The following is a 16289-nucleotide window of genomic DNA, read 5'->3' as shown; positions in this document are numbered from 1 at the left end:
CTCGGCGAGTAGACTGGTGGCGATTGTCCCACCCGAACAACCGGTCACCTCTTCAGCGGTCGGCCATAGAAGGAGTACCCGTGGCCAAGTCCAAAGGTCGGACCCAGCGCCCTGCGCGCACTTCTCGCAGCACCGCGCAGCCGAGCACCTCGGTCGAGAACGACGCCACCCTCGGCACCGACGCCGAGGCGGTCGACTCGGAGACGTCGACCGCCGACGTGGACGAGTCGACGACGGCCGACGTCGAGGAGACCACGACCGAGACGTCCTCCGCCGACGAAGCGGCCGGGGCGAGTGCAGTCGATGCCGAGGACGCGGTCGACGAGTCCGCCACGGAGGCGACCGGGACGAAGAAGGACGCCGCCGCGGAGTCGTCGACCGCCGACGAGTCCGCCACGGAGGCGAAGGAGACCACTGGGAAGGCGACCGCGAAGAAGACCACGGATTCGAAGAAGACCGTGGACGCGAAGAGGGATGCGAAGAAGGCCACCGCCACGAAGCGCACCTCGCGTTCGGGGAACCCGGCCAAGCGCTCCCAGGGGCGCAAGACCGCGTCCTACACCTCGCAGACCGGCCAGCAGACCATCAAGCCCAACCCCAGCTGGTTCCTGCCCGTCCTCATCGGCCTCCTCCTCATCGGCCTGATCTGGCTCGTCGCCTTCTACATCACCCAGGGCGCGTTCCCCGTCGAGGCCTGGGGCAACTGGAACATCCTCATCGGCTTCACGTTCTTCGTCGCCGGGCTGATCATGTCCACACGGTGGAGGTAGCTGTCCCCAGACTGCACAGTTCCCCTGTGGACAACCGCTAGCACGCCTGCGACCTGGGGAAACACACCGGTGTCAGTTATCCACCTTGTGGATGGAGCCTGTGGAGAACGGTGTCAGGCGCTGAGGACGCGCAGCACATCGCCCGTCCCCATCGCCGCCAGCCCGCCGATCGCGGCGAGGGCGAAGGTGATGCCCGAGGCCTTCCGGGGCACGAGGAGCGCCGCGCAGCCGAGCACGAATCCGGTGAGCAGGCCGCCGAGGTGGGCCTGCCAGGAGACGCCCGCGACGAGGAACCCGTAGCCGAAGTTGAGGGCGACGAACAGCACGGCCCCGCCGATGTTGCGGTCGAGAGCCCGCGTCGGCACGAGCAGCACCCCGACGATCGCGAAGACCGCTCCCGAGGCGCCGATGTTCAGCGTCACCCAGTCCCTGCTCAGGGGATCGGCGAGGAGCAGCACCATCGTCGATCCGCCGATGGCGCCGAGGACGTAGACGACGAGGAACCGGGCATGCCCGAGCGCGCGCTCGACGAAGCTGCCGAAGAAGAACAGTCCGATCATGTTCGCCAGCAGGTGGACCGGGGACGGCTGATCGTGGACGAGGGCGACCGTGAGCATCCGCCACGGCTGCTCGAGCGCGAGCGCCGGGACGAATCCGAGCCGATGGATGAGCCCGAGTCCCGGCACCAGCTGGACGAGGAACATGAGCACGGTCAGCCCGAGGATCGACCAGGTGACGAGGGGTCGGAACGCAGAAGGGGCCCGGCCAGTCTCCTGTGCCGAGCCCTCTTCCGGTGTGTCCATCACACCATCGTACTCATCGATGCCTGACGATCAGGAGATCTCCACCGACTCCATGACGACGGCTTCGCGCGGCTTGTCCATCGCTCCGGTGGGAACGGCCTCGATCTCGTCGACGACCTTCTTCGAGGCCTCGTCGGCGACCTCGCCGAAGATCGTGTGCTTGCCGTTGAGCCACGGGGTCTCGGCGGTGGTGATGAAGAACTGCGAGCCGTTGGTCCCGCGGCCCATCTGCTTGCCGGCGTTGGCCATGGCGAGGAGGTACTTGCGATCGAACTGGAGCTCGGGATGGATCTCGTCGTCGAAGGTGTAGCCGGGTCCGCCGGTGCCGGTGCCCAGCGGGCAGCCGCCCTGGATCATGAAGTCCGGGATGATGCGGTGGAACCCGAGTCCGTCGAAGTAGGGACGCTGGCTCTTCTCACCGGTGGCCGGGTCGGTGAACTCGCGCTCACCCTTGGCCAGTTCGACGAAGTTCGCGACGGTCTTCGGAGCGTGGTGTCCGAAGAGGTTGATCGTGATGTCGCCGTGGTTGGTGTGCAGGACCGCTGTGTGCGTTGAAGGTGTAGTCATACGACCATTCTTCCACGGGCACCCGGCCGATGAGGATCCGTCCACCCGGTCCGGGCGACTCTGCCAGGGATTGCGCAGGCAATTTCCCGACGAACGTGATCCACAGGCTCCTTGATCTCGTCGTAGACTGAAGACTGGTCAATTGAACTCGGCACGGAGGATTTTCAATGTTCATGTCTCAGAAGTCACGTCGGGGTCCGCTCGCGTCGAAGCTCGATTCCGCGAAGAAGTCCTCGCTCAAGGTTCTCTCCGACGCCGGCGACTACGCCGCCCCCAAGCTGCGCGAGGCGGCCGACAAGGCCAATCATCAGGTCGAAGTGCTCACGGAGAAGGCCCGTCCCCAGGTCGAGGCGCTGACCGACAAGGCCAACCAGCAGGTTCACGCCCTGGCCGACAGGATCGAGGCCTACCGTCCGGAGGCCACCGAGAAGGCCGGCAAGGTCGCCTCGGGTGCCGCCGCGTCGCTGGCCGCGATGGAGACCCCGCAGCTCATCGACGATCTCGCCGTGCGTCTGACCGGCGACAAGAAGGCGATGAAGAAGGCGCGCAGGGCTCTGGAGGATGCGAGCAAGCGCATCGCCAAGCAGACGAAGCAGAAGAGCTCGGGCGGCCGCAAGGCTCTCGTCTGGACCTTGGTCATCGGCTCCGCCGCCGGCATCGGCTACTACATGTGGAAGAAGGCCCAGCCGGTCGAGGATCCGTGGTCGACCCCTCTGCCCAACAACCGTCCCGCCGATGCCCGTCCGGTCGGCTCGACCCCGGCCTCGCGCCAGGGCACCACTCCGCAGGTGACGCAGACGACCGTTCCCGCCGGCAAGGACGACTCCGACCCCAAGCACTGAGCCCGATGGTCGAGCACTGAGAAGGCCGATGGGCCGGGGCGGGGCCCCGGCCCATCGGCCTTCTCGCCGGTGCTACATCCGTTCGGGGACGCGGATGCCGAGGACCCCGAGACCGGTCTCGAGCGTCTCGAGCACCGTCGCGCTCAGGCGCAGTCGCGACGCCCGCAGCTCGGGCGTCTCGGCGACGAGGACGGGGCACTGCTCGTAGAACGTCGTGAACGACTGCGCGAGGTCGAAGAGGTACGTGCACAGCTTGTGCGGCTGGGACGCGGCCGCCACCTCGGCGATGACGTCGTCGAAGCCGAGGATCGCCAGCGCGAGATCGCGCTCGGCCGCCTCGCCGAGGCGGATCGGCGCACTCCGCCATGACCCCGCGGTCTCACCGGGTCCGGCAGCCGAGTCGCCCGCCGCGGACTCCGCCTTGCGGAGGATCGAGCGGATCCGGGCGCCGGCGTACTGGAGGTAGGGCGCGGTGTTGCCGATCGGAGCGAGCATCCGGTCGAGGTCGAACGTGTAGCTCGTGTCGTGGGCGACGGAGAGGTCGGCGTACTTGACCGCCCCGATGCCGACGATCGCCGCGACCTCGTCCTCCTCACCCGGGCCGAACTCCGCCGACGACTCCTGCAGGGTGGCCTTGGCGCGGTCGATCGCCTCGGCGAGGAGCTCGGCCAGGCGCAGCGGCGCCCCCGACCGGGTGCGGAGGATCTTGCCGTCGGAGCCGAGCACATTGCCGATCTTCACGTGCTCGAGCCGGATGTCGTCACTGAGCCAGCCGGCGGCACGGGCGATCGAGAAGACCATCTCGAAGTGCAGCGCCTGCGGGGCGCCGACGACGTAGAGGACGCGATCGGCGTCGAGCGTGCGGGCCCGGTGGCGCACGGCGGCGAGGTCGGTCGTCGCATAGCCGTAGCCGCCGTCGGACTTGCGGATGATGAGCGGCAGCGGTTCGCCCTCCCGGCCGGTGAAGCCCTCGGGGAAGACGCACAGGGCTCCGTCGCTGATCCGGGCCAGGCCCTTCTCCTCGAGTTCGGCGCAGACGTCGGCGAGGGAGTCGTTGTACATGCTCTCGCCGGCGAGGTCGGCGTCGGTGAGGCTGACGTCGAGGGTCGAGTAGATGCGGTTGAAGTACGTCCGGGAGTACCCGACGAGGGTCTCCCAGAGCTCGAGCGTCGCGGCGTCACCGGACTGGAGGGCGACGACGCGGGCCCGCGAACGGGTCGCGAACTCCTCGTCGCTGTCGAACTTCACCCGCGCGGCCTGGTAGAACGCGTTCGGGTTGTCGGAGATCTCCTCCGCGGTGCTCGATTCGATGCCGACGTCGAGGAGGTGCTCGATGAGCATGCCGAACGGCGTGCCCCAGTCACCGATGTGGTTCTGCCGGATCACCGTGCTGCCGAGGAACTCGTGGGTGCGGGCGAGCGCATCGCCGACGACCGTGGTCCGCAGATGGCCGACGTGCATCTCCTTGGCGACGTTCGGCGCGGAGTAGTCGATGACGACCTTCTCCCCGACACCGCCCGGGGTGCCGGACTCGGCGCCTCCCGCTTCGGCGTCTCCCGCCTCGGTGCGGTCCTCGCCGAGGGTCGCGGCGAGCCAGTCGGCGGTGAAGGTGAGGTTGATGAAGCCGGGTCCCGAGATCTCCGGGGTCTCGCAGATGCCCGCGACGTCGAGGTGCTCGACGATCGTCGTCGCGATGTCGCGGGGCTTCGACTTCAGCTCCTTGGCCAGGGGCAGGGCGATGTTGGCCTGGAAGTCGGCGAACTGGCTGCTCCTGATGACCGGGTCCCGGTGCGCGAATTCCTCCCCGAAGGCCTGTTCGAGGGCGTGGGCGAAGCGGGAGTGGAGAACCGAAGTCAGAGAAGGCATGATGCCATTCTATTGGTCACGGCCAGGGGGCGGGCAATCCGGTGCAGGCCCTCGCCGCCGGTCCGCGGACCGGCCTTGCCCGAGGCGGAGGAATGTAATGTGGGCCACGTGACTTCCATCCCGTACCTCCGCTGCCCCCACATCCACGCCGACCTCATCACGTTCGTCGCCGACGACGATGTGTGGCTGGCAGGCGCCGACGGGGGTCGGGCCTGGCGACTGACCTCGGACCACGCTCCGGTCCGCAGCCCCCGGTTCTCCCCCGACGGCTCCCGCATCGCGTTCGTGTCCACCCGCAGCGGCCATCCCGAGCTCATGCTCGCCGACGTGGCCGGCGGGTCGCTGCGCAGGCTGACCTGGCTCGGCGGGACGGCGATGACGATGCTCGGCTGGGCCGATGCGGAGCACGTCCTCGTCGCCTCGAACGCTGCGGAGTTCGAGGTCCGCAGCCTCGTCGTGAGATCCGTGGGCATCGACGGCACCGTGACCCGGCTGAACTGGGGTCGGGCGTCGGGACTCGCGCGCCACCACAGTGGGGTCACGGCCCTGTCGACCCCGTTCTCCCGGCCTCCCGCCCACTGGAAGCGCTACCGCGGAGGCACCGCACCCCGGCTGTGGCTCGATCGCGCCGGAGAGCCGGACGGTCGGGGCGCCGGCTGGCAGCGGCTCCTGCGCGAGGAGACGGCGCCGCTGACCGATCCGATGTGGGTGGGCGATTCCCTCGTCTTCGCCTCCGACCGCGCCGCGACCTTCCCCGATCACGCCGACGAGCAGGCCAATCTGTGGATCTGGGACGGGCTGGCCACCCGTGCGGACACGGGGACCACCGCTCCCCGGCAGCTCACCCACCAGTCCGAGGCCGAGGGCTATGTCAGGGATGCGACGACCGACGGCACCCGGATCATCTGGCACAGTCGCGGCGAGATCCGCCTCCTCGAGAGCCTCGACGCCGAGGTGCGGACCGTCGAGGTGACGCTGCCGGGGACCCAGGTGCAGCCGCTCGCCCTCGATGCGAGCTCCGGGCCCGGCGACCTCACCCCCGACCACGGTGGCGACGCCTCGGTGCTCGAGTGGCGGGGGAAGACGTTCTGGCTCACCCACCGGGAGGGACCCGCCCGCGCACTGTGCGCCGACTCCGCGATCCGCACCCGCGAACCCGTCGTCCTCGGGCAGACGGGAAGGGCCGCGTTCGTCACCGACGTCGAGGAGGAGGATGCGATCGAGGTCCGCTCCGTCACCGGCGCCGAGGCGCCGCGGCGGATCGGGGCCGGGGCGCTCGGCCGTGTCCTCCACATGGTCGCGGACCCGACCGGCAGGCTGCTCGCCACGATCTCCCACGACGGGAACATCCGCCTCGTCGACGTCGCCCACGGCCGCGTCCGCGTCGTCGGGCATTCGGGGTTCGGGGAGGCGCGGTCGCCGCGGTTCTCCCCCGACGGCCGGTACCTCGTGTGGTCCCAGCCGACCCGGGGCGAGGAGCTGCTCGGACAGCTCGTCATCGTCGACACGAAGTCCGATCACCCGGGTCGTGCCCTGACGACCGGGAAGTACAACGACTTCTCCCCCGCATTCACCTCCGACGGGAAGTACATCGCCTTCCTCTCCGACCGCACGTTCGACCCCTCCTACAACCAGCATGCCTTCGACCTGTCGTTCCACGGCACGACCCGTCCCTGGCTGCTGCCGCTCAGCGCCACCGAGGCCGCCCCCTTCGGCCCGAGTGCGAGCGGATGGGCGATCAGCGAACCCGAGGAGGATCCGAAGGCGGACAAGCCCAAGCCCGTGACCACCGCCGAGGTGGACCTCGAGGCGGCGGAGGAGCGGATCGTCCCGTTCCCCGTCGTCTCCGGCAGCTACCGCGACCTCACCGCCGTCGACGGCGGTGTGCTGTGGATCCGATCGGGCGACGAGGGCGAGCTCGGCACGAAGGCCGCCGGGGTCAAGGACGGCAAGCCGACCGAATCGATCGAGCACTTTGACTTCGCCAAGCGCCGGCTCGAGACGATCGTCGAGAAGGCCGAGCGCTGCTGGGTCTCCGGCGACGGCAAGCACATCGTCGTCCTCGACGACGGGGACCTCACCGTGCGGCCGGCGACCCGCAAGGTCGAGTCCGACGATGACGACGACGTGGTGTCGGTGGACCTGTCGCGGCTGCGCTTCGAGCTCGACCCGCGCGCCGAATGGCTGCAGATGTTCGACGAGAACTCCCGGATCATGCGCGACCACTACTGGCGGGCGGACATGAACGGCGTCGACTGGGAGCGGGTGACCCTGCGCTGGCGCCGGATCGCGGCGAAGGCGCTCACCCACGACGACCTCGTCGACATCCTCTGGGAGACCGTCGGCGAGCTCAACACCTCCCACGCCTATGTCACTCCACCCGAGCCGCCGGGCGATCAGTCGCAGCGACTCGGGTTCCTCGGCGCCGACCTCGAGAGGGACGAGCAGGGGTGGAGGATCGCCCGCATCCTCCCCGGCGAGTCGAGCGAACCGGAAGCCCGCTCGCCGCTGCGGCAGGCCGGCGTCGGTGCCCGGGAGGGCGACCTCATCGTCGCCGTCAACGGGCAGAGCGTCGACGAGGTGCGCGGTCCCGCCGCCCACCTCACGGGCGCGGCCGACACGATCGTCGAGCTCACCCTGCGCCGGGGCAGGAAGGACCGGTCGGTGGCGATCATCCCGCTCGCCTCCGAGGAGAGGCTGCGCTATCAGGACTGGGTGCGGTCCCGCCGCGACTATGTCGCGGAGAAGACCGGCGGTGTCATCGGCTACGTCCACGTCCCCGACATGATGGCCTACGGCTGGGCCCAGCTGCACCGCGACCTGCGGCAGGCGATGGAATGCGAGGGCGTCGTCGTCGACGTCCGCTACAACCGCGGCGGGCACACGAGTGCCCTCGTCGCCGAGCGGTTCTCCGACCGGGTGGTCGCCTGGAACGCGGCCCGCGGCTACGACGCGATGATCGCCGACCCCGAGGACGCCCGGCGCGGACCCGTCGCCTTCGTCGCCAACGAGTTCTCGGGCTCCGACGGCGACATCATCAACGCCCGCGTCCAGGCCAAGGGCATCGGACCGGTCATCGGGGTCCGCACCTGGGGCGGCGTCGTCGGCATCGACGGGCGCTACGACCTCGTCGACGGCACGTCGATCACCCAGCCCCGGTACGCCTTCTGGTTCGAGGGCAAGGGCTGGGACGTCGAGAATCACGGCGTCGACCCCGACATCGAAGTCGAGCACGACCCGTCCCAGCTCTTCGCCGCCGACGATCCGCAGCTCGACCGGGCCATCGCCGAGGTGCTCGCCCGGCTCGAGGAGCAGCCGGCGGCCTCGCCTCCCGACCTCCCGTCCCCGCGGGTGCGGATCACGCGCCGTCCGGGCGGGGACTGAGCGCCGGCGGGACCGGCCCCGCGGGCTCGGCAGGACTCGTGGCCCGCGGGTCGGGGCGTGGCAGGGCTCAGGCTCCCCGGGCTCAGGCTCCGCGGGTCTCAGGCTCCCCGGGTCCGGGCGCGGCGGTAGAGGAGGTAGAGGAAGCTGTCGTCCGTGGCGAACGCCCTGACGAGGTCGAGGTCGAGAGGCTCGGGGAACTCGGCGCCGTGGAGGATCCCCGTCTCGTAGCCGGCGACCAGTGAGGGGCTGCGGGTCAGGCACACCTCGTCGACCTCGCCGGCGCGCAGCAGGTCGGTGAACAGCCTCGGCCCGCCTTCGCACACGATGCGGCGCAGCCCGCGCTCGCGCAGCGCCCGGATCGCCGCTGGGAGGTCGACGGTCGTCTCACCGGCGACGATCACCTCGGCGACCGCGGAGGCCCTCTCCAGGGCGTGGTCCGGGGCGGACGCGGGGGTGATGACGATCGTCCGGGCCGATCCGGGCGCCTCGGCGAAGAGCGGGGAGTCGAAGTCGAGGCCCAGCCCGTGGGAGACGAGGGCGATCGGGGCGGTCGCGCCGCGTCCGGTCCGAATGCTCCTCCAGGCCGGGTCGTCCTCGGCGGGACCGTAGCCCTCCGTGCGCGCGGTTCCCGCTCCCACGAGGATGACATCGGCCAGGGCCCGGTGGAGGGCGAAGACCGAGCGGTCCCAGGCGTTCGCGAGCCCACCGGCCCGTCCCGACAGGGTGGCCGCACCGTCGACGGAGGCGATGAACACCGCCCGCACCGTGTCCTCGGCGAAGGCGAATGCCTCCTCGAGGCCGACATCGGGTCGGGGGTCAGGAAGCAGCTGTGTCAATCCCATGGTCGAACGATACGCGGGATCCCGGGCGTGCGGCGAGCGCCTCCGGGGCCTCACGATGTGGCCGCTGACGTCCTACACTGGCACCAGGAGGGCCCTGTCAGCAGCAACGATCGGAGCAGGTGATGTCCGCTATCCGAGTCCGCCGCGTCTACGACGATCCCGAGCCCGAGGACGGTGCCCGGGTCCTCGTCGACCGCCTCTGGCCGCGCGGGATGAGCAAGGACCGGGCCGAGATCACCGAGTGGTGCAAGGACGTGGCGCCGTCGACGGACCTGAGGAAGTGGTACGGCCACGACCCGGAGCGGTTCGAGGAGTTCTCCCGCCGCTACCGGGCGGAGCTGGAGGAATCCGAGCGCGCCGAGGCGCTGGCGCGGCTCCGTGAGTACGCCGAGGACGGCCCGCTGACCCTGTTGACGGCCGCGAAGCGCGACGACATCAGCGAGGCGACGGTCATCGCCGAGCTGCTCCGCGCGTCACGATGACCGAGGAGAGGAGGAGAGAGCATGACGAACGAGATCGCCCCCGATACCAAGGACTGGGCCGAGGTCCTCGACGAGGGCTGTGCCGAATGCGGCTTCACCGGGAGGGAGGACCCGACAGGCGTCGCGGCGACCGTCCGGGAGTCGGTGCCACGCTGGGCACGGGTGCTCGGCCGGTCTGACGTGCGCGAGCGATCGCGGCCCGGACGCTGGTCAGACCTCGAGTACGCGGCCCACATGCGCGACATCCTCACCCTGTTCCGCGACCGCACCCGCCTCATCCTCACCGAGGAGCACCCGGAGCTGCCGAAGTTCGACGGCGACCCCGTGGCCGTCGACTCCGATTATCGGAGTCAGGACCCCGCCGTGGTTCGCACCGACCTGGGTGACGCGGCCGCGGACTACGCCGATGTGCTCTCACGCATCGACGGGGAGCAGTGGGCCCGGACGGGCCGGCGCGCGGACGGACGGGTCTTCACCCTCACCGGACTGACCCTCTACGGGCTCCACGAAGTCCGCCACCACCTCGGCGACGTCGACGGCTGAGTGCGGGGTCACCGGTCGCCGGTCAGGCATGGCGGGCGGCCGGCCAGGAATGGCGGGCGGCCGGTCACCCTGAGACCTCCGGGTCAGGGCACGAGGACGGCTCGGGCGGGGATCTTCCCGGCCTCGAGGTCCTCGAAGGCCTGGACGGCGTTGTCGAGCGGGTACTTCTTCACCTCGACGCCGATCTTGCCGTCCCTGGCCAGGGCGATGACCTCGCGCATGTCGGAGCGGGTGCCGCCGTAGGCGCGCTGGATGTCGACGCCCCACGGCACGATCTCGGTGCTCTGGGCGGCATAGGGGAACGATCCTCCGCCGAGGCCGATGAACCGGATCGCGCCGCCTCCGGCGACGACGGAGGTCGACAGGTCCACGGTCGGCTGGACCCCGACGACGTCGAGGACGACATCGGCTCCGCGACCCGAGGTCAGGTCGAGGATCGCCTCCGCCGCCTCGGCGTCGGAGGGCAGCACGATGTCCGCACCGTGGGAGGAGGCGTAGTCGAGCTTGCCCTGGTCGGTGTCGAGGGCGATGATCCGTGAGCCCGTCGTCGCCCGCAGGATCTGCAGCGCCAGGTGGCCGAGCCCGCCGAGGCCGATGAGCACGACGGTGGCGTCGGCCGTGAGCCGATCGCGCACGGAGTTGATGTTGTGCATCGGCGTGAGCCCGGCGTCGGCCAGCGGCGCGCTGGTGACGGGGTCCAGGTCACCGAGGGGGTCGAGGTGGCGGGACTTCACGGCGATGTACTCCGCCATGCCGCCCGGCGAGCCGATTCCCGGGGAGAGGGGGGCGAGCGCGTCGCGGGGGTAGGCGACGTGGCACTCGTTGTCACGTCCGGACAGGCAGGCCCGGCACTCCCCGCAGGAGAGGATGAGGGAGACGATCGCGGCGTCGCCGGGCTCCCAGCCGTGGACATCCTCGCCGAAGGACTCGACGATGCCGGAGACCTCATGGCCGAGGGTGCTGCCGATGAGCGGACTGTCATCGCCCATGGTGATGATCGAGACGTCGGAGTGGCAGAGGCCGGCGCCGCCGACCTTGAGCAGCACCTCGTCGGAGCCGATCTCGGGGATGGGCTTGTCCTGGACCTCGACCGTGTTGTTGCTGACGTACGTGACTGCGCGCATGGCTCCTCCTTGACGATGTCGAGTGCGACCGTCGACGAGAGCGCCGACGGCAACCTCGGTGTCCATCCTCGTGGTGTCGCCGAGGTGGGTCAACCACGCGCGGTGCTCACCGCTGCCCTGCTCGGCCGTCGCGGAGCCGAGAGATCCATTGGATGAGCAGCTGAGTCTCCGTGGCGCCCAGGACTTCAGGGTGTGCGGCGGCGTGTTCGACGATCGAATGCCACGGCGTCGATCCCTCGCCTTCGGACTGCGAGGCTCCGGTGATCGCGGTCAGAACGCCTTCACGCACGGCCACCGACAGTTCGCGATCCTCGGCACCGAGGACGATCTGACGCAGTGTCACACCGATGTTCGTCACCAGGATGTGCGCCGCGGCCTGCTCGGGCGACACCACCAGACGCCCCTGCTGACTCGCCCGTTCGGTCAGTCCCCGCAGGATCTCACTCGGTCGCGACTGCGCCTCGGGCGAGTAACCCGGTACGACTTTGCCGTACATCAGGGTGTAGAAGCCGGGGTTGGCGAGCCCGAAGGCAACATGGGCGTCCCATCCCATCCGCAGATCCTGGATCGGATCACCACTCGATTCGGCTGCGGTCTTCTCCCCCAGATACATGTCGAAGCCACGTTCGATGACGGCGTCGATGAGTCCTTGCTTGCTGCCGAAGAAGTGGTAGAGGGTCGGCATCTTGACACCGGCCGCATCGCACACCGCACGCAGGGAGAAGTCCTCACCGGGCTCCGCGGCGATGAGGTCCGCGGCCGCATTGAGCAGGCGCGTGCGTGTATCGGCAGTCGGGAACTCTGTCATACCGCTATATTATCGTGTAGTGTTGATATGGAACCCCATATCACCGATACGACAGGAGTTCTCATGACCGAGCACACCCTTCGGGGAAAGCACGTCCTCATCGCCGGCGGAGGCAAGAACCTCGGCGGTCTCATCGCCCGACAGGCGGCCGAGGCCGGCGCCGACGTCGCCATCCACTACAACTCCGAATCCTCACGCGCCGAGGCCGAGGCGACCCTCGCAGCGGTCGAGTCGCACGGTGCCAAGGGGGTCCTCCTCACCGGGGACCTCACCCGGCCCGCCGCGGTCGAGTCGCTGTTCGCGGAGGCCGCGTCCGCCCTGGGCACCATCGACGTCGCGGTGAATACGGTCGGGAAGGTCCTGCGCAAGCCGATCGCGGAGACCACGGAGGACGAATACGATTCGATGTTCGACATCAACTCCAAGGCGGCCTACTTCTTCATCAAGGAGGCCGGCAGGCGCCTCGGCGACGGCGGCACGATCATCACCATCGTCACCTCGCTCCTCGCCGCGTTCACCGAAGGCTATTCGACCTACGCGGGCGGCAAGAGCCCCGTCGAGCACTTCACCCGGGCGGCGGCGAAGGAATTCGGCGAACGCGGCATCTCCGTCACGGCCATCGCCCCCGGTCCCATGGACACCCCGTTCTTCTACGGCCAGGAGACGCCGGAGCGGGTGGAGTTCCACAAGTCCCAGGCCATGGGCAACCAGCTCACCCAGATCGAGGACATCGCACCGATCGTCCGGTTCCTCGCCACCGAGGGCTGGTGGATCACCGGTCAGACCATCCTCGCCAACGGCGGATACACGACACGCTGAACCCTCGCGGTCAGGCAATCACCATTCACCACCGACGACCAGGAGCACCCATGACCGAACCGCAGATCCCTGATACCGTGGCCCGTTTCATCGGCCTCGTCAACGCCCACGACGAGGAGGGCTTCCTCGAGGCGTTCACCTCGGGCGGAACCGTCGACGACTGGGGCCGGGAGTTCACCGGCCGCGAAGCCATCAAGGCATGGAGCGACAAGGAGTTCATCGGCGCCACCGGAACGCTGACCCCAGAGGAGGTCACCACCGCGGGAGATCAGGTCACCGTCATCGGCGACTGGTCCTCCACCTGGGCCAATGGCCGATCCTCGTTCACCTTCGACGTGGTCGGCGATCACATCTCCCGGATGACCATCCGGGAAGGCTGAACCGGGGTGCCGGGCCCCGGCCGCCGGCCGACAGCCGGTGGTCCGGGGTCGGCGTTCCGGCGGAGCACGGGCGGCCCTAGACTGGCCGGATGAGGAGAGAATCGAGTTCCGACTTCTTCGCCCTGCACGTCCCCGGTGACCCCTTCGTGCTGCCGAATGCCTGGGACGTCGCCTCCGCCCTCACACTAGCGGCGGCGGGCTTCCCCGCCATCGGAACGACGAGTCTCGGGGTCGCCGCCTCCGCCGGAGTCCCCGACGAACATGCCCTGACCAGGCAGAGGAACCTCGATCTCCTCAGCACTCTCAGCACCTTCGCGGACGCGCCGATGCTGACCTGCGACATGGAGAACGGATACAGCCAGGACCCGGCGGCCGTCGTGGACGCGGTCGACGAACTCCTGGACTCCGCCTCAGCGGTCAGAGGCATCAACATCGAGGACTCGTCCCACGGCTCGGTCACGGACGCGGGCACTCATGCGGCGAAGATCAATGCCGTCAAGGACCGCCATCCGGATCTGTTCGTCAATGCGCGCACCGACGTCTTCTGGACCGGCTTGGACGACCTCGCCGAGGCGCTCGACCGCGTCGATCGCTACGCCGAGGCCGGGGCCGACGGGATCTTCGTCCCCGGAGACCTCGACCATGAGACGATCGCGAGGATCACCGAGCACACTTCGCTGCCCGTCAATGTCCTCGCCACCCCGAGGATGACCCGGGCGGAGCTGGCGGACGTCGGCGTCGCGCGGATCAGCACCGGCTCTCTGCTCTACCGCACCGCACTGACCGCCGCAGTCGACACGGCCCGTGGATTCGCCGATCCGTCCTCGACTCCCCGGTCGACATACTCCTATTCCGAGATCCGCGACACGGTCACCGAGAACACGCGAATCGGCCGGCGATGACTCACTTCTTCACCATCGGCCACTCCAACCGCTCGATCGAGGAGTTCATCGAGCTCCTCGGCGAGAGCGACATCGACCTCGTCGTCGACGTCCGACGGCTTCCCGGGTCGACGAAGTACCCCCATTTCGACGAGGACGCCCTCGAGAAGTCCCTCGCCGAGGCGGACGTCGCGCTGCGCCGTCTGCCCGGGCTGACCGGGCGGCGAAACGTCAGCAAGGAGATCCCCTTCGAGGTGAATGCGTGGTGGAGGAACCGCAGCTTCCACAACTACGCCGATCACGCCCTGACCGACGAGTTCCGGTCGAGCCTCGACGAGCTCCGTGACTGGGGTGCGTCGGCGACGACTGTGGTGATGTGCTCCGAGGCCGTGTGGTGGCGGTGCCACCGCCGGCTCATCGCCGACCACCTGCTCGCCCGCGGCCACGAGGTCGCCCACATCCTCGGCCGAGGCCAGGTCAAGCCGGCGGAGCTGAGCGAGGGCGCGGTCATCGGCGACGACGGAACGGTGACCTATCCGGCGCCGGTCGCCGACCCTGCGGAGGCGACGCAATAGAATCGGCAGCTGAGACGACCGCACGTGACGCTCTGCCGGGGAAGCTCACATGTCACAGAAACTCGCCGAGCGGTGTCTCCATGGTGACCTCTCAATGAAAGGACACCAACGATGAACACCATCGGCTCCCCCAACAACTCCGACCGCTCGAGCGCACGCATCCCTCTGGACAAGTCGGGCCTCGTCGAATCCGCACTCGGCTGGGTGTCGGAGAAGATGTACGGCAAGGTTCTCGATCCTTTCCGCGCCGCCTTCCACCATCGCCCGGTCCTATTCTCCTACCTGGGATTCGAGCTGGCGGCGATGCGATGGAAGAAGCTCCCGCAGGGTCTCCAGGCCCTGGCGGTGATGACCGTCGCCCAGGAGATCGGGTGCTCGTGGTGCATGGACTTCGGCTACTGGGAGAACCACCACAGGGGAATCGATCCCGCGAAGCTCCGCGATGTCCCGCAGTGGCGGACCAGCAGGGCCTACACGAATCTCGAACGCACCGTGATGGAGTACGCGGCCGCCGCGACCGCGACCCCGCCGACGGTCACCGACGACATGGTCGCATGCCTCCGCGAAGATCTGACCGACGCCCAGGTCGTCGAGCTTGCCAGCCTGGTCTCCCTGGAGAATCTCCGCTCCCGCACGAATGCCGGCCTGGGGCTGACCAGCCAGGGATTCAAGGCAGAATGTGAGGTACCCATTCGCGAAGTGAGCTGAGGTGCTGCCGGTGACCGGAGAAGACCATCATGCGGACGTGTTCGAGGAGCACCGCGGCACCTTGCTGGGTGCGGCCTATCGCGTCCTGGGCACCGTCCAGGACAGCGAGGACGCGGTACAGGAGACCTGGCTGCGCTGGACTGATGTCGACCTCCAGGACATCCGCGACCCCAGGTCCTACCTCCTCAAGGCGGTCACCCGCGTCGCTTTGAACATCGCCCGCTCCCAGTCCCGGCGCCGGGAGGAGTACCCCGGCCCATGGCTGCCGGAGCCTGTTGCGACGGGAACGGATTCCGAACCCGGGCACCTCGCCGAGGTGGCTGAGGAGGTGTCGCTCGCCCTTCTCGTCGTGCTCGAATCGCTCACCGACCTCGAGCGGGCGGCGTTCGTGCTCCGGGAGGCCTTCGGATTGCCGTATGCCGAGGTCGCCGAGGCTCTCGGACGGTCCGAGACCTCGACGCGACAGCTCGTCAGCCGAGCACGGAAGGCCATCCGCGTCCGAGCGCCGAGGCGGTCCGCCGGCCCGGATGCGCACCGGGACGTGACGCGTCTGTTCCTGGCAGCGGCTGAAGGATCCGTCCCTCTGGAGGAGGTCCTGCCGGTGCTTGCTCCCGCTGTCGTGCTGACGACGGACGCCGGCGGTCGGGCGAAGGCCGCACTCAATCCCATCACCGGCGCCGCCAAGGTGCTCCGGTTCATCGCCGGCGTGCTGAGCAAACCCGAGACTGTCGCCCTGAACTGGGAACTCACCGAGGTCAATGGCGCTCCCGCCTTCATCGCCCGGCATGACCGGGGCATCGACTCCGTCGTCTGGCTCGAGGTCGAGGGCGACGTCGTCACACGCATCCAGATGATCCGGAACCCCGACAAGCTGCGTGCCCTCCGGGCGCACTGA

At 69.0% G+C, this 16289-nt stretch carries 17 protein-coding genes; 11 read left to right on the top strand and 6 right to left on the bottom strand.

From position 1 onward, the window contains the following. Positions 1–80: 80 nt before the first annotated feature. The gene (locus DFO65_RS04305; protein ID WP_113903173.1) at positions 81–770 is read left to right on the top strand and encodes a cell division protein CrgA; all 690 of its coding nucleotides are present in this window, start codon (positions 81–83) and stop codon (positions 768–770) included. A gap of 113 nt (positions 771–883) precedes the next feature. On the opposite strand, the gene DFO65_RS04300 is transcribed toward DFO65_RS04305, so the two are convergent. Continuing rightward, complete coding sequence (locus tag DFO65_RS04300) at positions 884–1573, bottom strand: rhomboid family intramembrane serine protease (protein ID WP_113903172.1); 690 nt, start codon at positions 1571–1573, stop codon at positions 884–886. Between the two features lie 30 nt (positions 1574–1603). Further along, positions 1604–2140: a peptidylprolyl isomerase gene (locus DFO65_RS04295; RefSeq protein ID WP_113903171.1), complete on the bottom strand. Its 537-nt coding sequence runs from the start codon at positions 2138–2140 to the stop codon at positions 1604–1606. 167 nt (positions 2141–2307) lie between these two features. Between DFO65_RS04295 and DFO65_RS04290 the strand changes: the two genes are divergently transcribed. Further along, a complete protein-coding gene (locus DFO65_RS04290) occupies positions 2308–2982 on the top strand; it encodes a hypothetical protein (protein WP_245940467.1) in 675 nt (224 codons plus the stop codon). A 72-nt stretch (positions 2983–3054) separates the two neighbouring features. Here the strand turns inward: DFO65_RS04290 and argS are convergent, their stop codons facing one another. Further along, positions 3055–4848, bottom strand: a complete 1794-nt coding sequence (argS, locus tag DFO65_RS04285; protein WP_113903170.1) for an arginine--tRNA ligase — start codon at positions 4846–4848, stop codon at positions 3055–3057. A gap of 108 nt (positions 4849–4956) precedes the next feature. On the opposite strand from argS, the gene DFO65_RS04280 reads away from it, so the two are divergent. Next, complete coding sequence (locus DFO65_RS04280) at positions 4957–8232, top strand: S41 family peptidase (protein WP_113903218.1); 3276 nt, start codon at positions 4957–4959, stop codon at positions 8230–8232. A 98-nt stretch (positions 8233–8330) separates the two neighbouring features. Here DFO65_RS04280 and DFO65_RS04275 read toward each other — a convergent pair whose 3' ends face one another. Further along, on the bottom strand, positions 8331–9074 hold the full coding sequence (locus DFO65_RS04275; RefSeq protein ID WP_113903169.1) for a dihydrofolate reductase family protein: 744 nt from the start codon (positions 9072–9074) through the stop codon (positions 8331–8333). A gap of 122 nt (positions 9075–9196) precedes the next feature. On the opposite strand from DFO65_RS04275, the gene DFO65_RS04270 reads away from it, so the two are divergent. Together DFO65_RS04270 and DFO65_RS04265 are read left to right on the top strand one after the other, a co-directional pair. Then, positions 9197–9556 carry a DUF488 domain-containing protein gene (locus DFO65_RS04270; protein ID WP_113903168.1) on the top strand — a complete coding sequence of 120 codons (360 nt, stop codon included), beginning with the start codon at positions 9197–9199 and terminating at the stop codon, positions 9554–9556. A gap of 21 nt (positions 9557–9577) precedes the next feature. Beyond that, entirely contained in the window at positions 9578–10099 is a 522-nt protein-coding gene (locus DFO65_RS04265) for a DinB family protein (RefSeq protein ID WP_113903167.1), read from the top strand. A gap of 83 nt (positions 10100–10182) precedes the next feature. Here DFO65_RS04265 and DFO65_RS04260 read toward each other — a convergent pair whose 3' ends face one another. Continuing rightward, positions 10183–11223, bottom strand: a complete 1041-nt coding sequence (locus tag DFO65_RS04260) for an alcohol dehydrogenase catalytic domain-containing protein (RefSeq protein ID WP_113903166.1) — start codon at positions 11221–11223, stop codon at positions 10183–10185. Positions 11224–11329: 106 nt separating this feature from the next. Then, a complete protein-coding gene (locus tag DFO65_RS04255) occupies positions 11330–12031 on the bottom strand; it encodes a TetR/AcrR family transcriptional regulator (protein ID WP_113903165.1) in 702 nt (233 codons plus the stop codon). Between the two features lie 63 nt (positions 12032–12094). Between DFO65_RS04255 and DFO65_RS04250 the strand changes: the two genes are divergently transcribed. The 6 genes from DFO65_RS04250 (at position 12095) to sigJ (ending at position 16289) form a co-directional block, all read left to right on the top strand. Then, entirely contained in the window at positions 12095–12850 is a 756-nt protein-coding gene (locus DFO65_RS04250; RefSeq protein ID WP_113903164.1) for an SDR family oxidoreductase, read from the top strand. A gap of 50 nt (positions 12851–12900) precedes the next feature. Further along, positions 12901–13230, top strand: coding sequence for a nuclear transport factor 2 family protein (locus tag DFO65_RS04245; RefSeq protein WP_113903163.1), 330 nt, complete (start codon positions 12901–12903; stop codon positions 13228–13230). Positions 13231–13319: 89 nt separating this feature from the next. Then, on the top strand, positions 13320–14132 hold the full coding sequence (locus DFO65_RS04240) for an isocitrate lyase/PEP mutase family protein (protein WP_113903162.1): 813 nt from the start codon (positions 13320–13322) through the stop codon (positions 14130–14132). Beyond that, positions 14129–14686, top strand: coding sequence for a DUF488 domain-containing protein (locus DFO65_RS04235; RefSeq protein ID WP_113903161.1), 558 nt, complete (start codon positions 14129–14131; stop codon positions 14684–14686). Before DFO65_RS04240 ends, DFO65_RS04235 begins: the two co-directional genes overlap by 4 nt. Positions 14687–14797: 111 nt before the next feature. Beyond that, positions 14798–15394, top strand: a complete 597-nt coding sequence (locus DFO65_RS04230; RefSeq protein WP_113903160.1) for a carboxymuconolactone decarboxylase family protein — start codon at positions 14798–14800, stop codon at positions 15392–15394. A 10-nt stretch (positions 15395–15404) separates the two neighbouring features. Beyond that, complete coding sequence (sigJ, locus tag DFO65_RS04225; protein ID WP_113903217.1) at positions 15405–16289, top strand: RNA polymerase sigma factor SigJ; 885 nt, start codon at positions 15405–15407, stop codon at positions 16287–16289.

Origin of the sequence: Brevibacterium sanguinis (assembly GCF_003315415.1) — a bacterium.
GTDB classification, from domain to species: domain Bacteria; phylum Actinomycetota; class Actinomycetes; order Actinomycetales; family Brevibacteriaceae; genus Brevibacterium; species Brevibacterium celere_A.
Note: the sequence above shows the minus strand (reverse complement) of the source record. Positions and strands in the feature narration are given on the sequence as shown.

Excerpts from the sequence above, each read along its gene's own strand:
- DFO65_RS04240 (WP_113903162.1), top strand. The coding sequence starts at position 13,320 with ATGAGGAGAGAATCGAGTTCCGACTTCTTCGCCCTGCACGTCCCCGGT.
- DFO65_RS04275 (WP_113903169.1), bottom strand. The coding sequence starts at position 9,074 with ATGGGATTGACACAGCTGCTTCCTGACCCCCGACCCGATGTCGGCCTC.
- DFO65_RS04245 (WP_113903163.1), top strand. The coding sequence starts at position 12,901 with ATGACCGAACCGCAGATCCCTGATACCGTGGCCCGTTTCATCGGCCTC.
- DFO65_RS04260 (WP_113903166.1), bottom strand. The coding sequence starts at position 11,223 with ATGCGCGCAGTCACGTACGTCAGCAACAACACGGTCGAGGTCCAGGAC.
- argS (WP_113903170.1), bottom strand. The coding sequence starts at position 4,848 with ATGCCTTCTCTGACTTCGGTTCTCCACTCCCGCTTCGCCCACGCCCTC.
- DFO65_RS04255 (WP_113903165.1), bottom strand. The coding sequence starts at position 12,031 with ATGACAGAGTTCCCGACTGCCGATACACGCACGCGCCTGCTCAATGCG.
- DFO65_RS04295 (WP_113903171.1), bottom strand. The coding sequence starts at position 2,140 with ATGACTACACCTTCAACGCACACAGCGGTCCTGCACACCAACCACGGC.
- DFO65_RS04230 (WP_113903160.1), top strand. The coding sequence starts at position 14,798 with ATGAACACCATCGGCTCCCCCAACAACTCCGACCGCTCGAGCGCACGC.
- DFO65_RS04235 (WP_113903161.1), top strand. The coding sequence starts at position 14,129 with ATGACTCACTTCTTCACCATCGGCCACTCCAACCGCTCGATCGAGGAG.
- DFO65_RS04270 (WP_113903168.1), top strand. The coding sequence starts at position 9,197 with ATGTCCGCTATCCGAGTCCGCCGCGTCTACGACGATCCCGAGCCCGAG.
- DFO65_RS04300 (WP_113903172.1), bottom strand. The coding sequence starts at position 1,573 with ATGGACACACCGGAAGAGGGCTCGGCACAGGAGACTGGCCGGGCCCCT.
- DFO65_RS04290 (WP_245940467.1), top strand. The coding sequence starts at position 2,308 with ATGTTCATGTCTCAGAAGTCACGTCGGGGTCCGCTCGCGTCGAAGCTC.
- DFO65_RS04265 (WP_113903167.1), top strand. The coding sequence starts at position 9,578 with ATGACGAACGAGATCGCCCCCGATACCAAGGACTGGGCCGAGGTCCTC.
- DFO65_RS04250 (WP_113903164.1), top strand. The coding sequence starts at position 12,095 with ATGACCGAGCACACCCTTCGGGGAAAGCACGTCCTCATCGCCGGCGGA.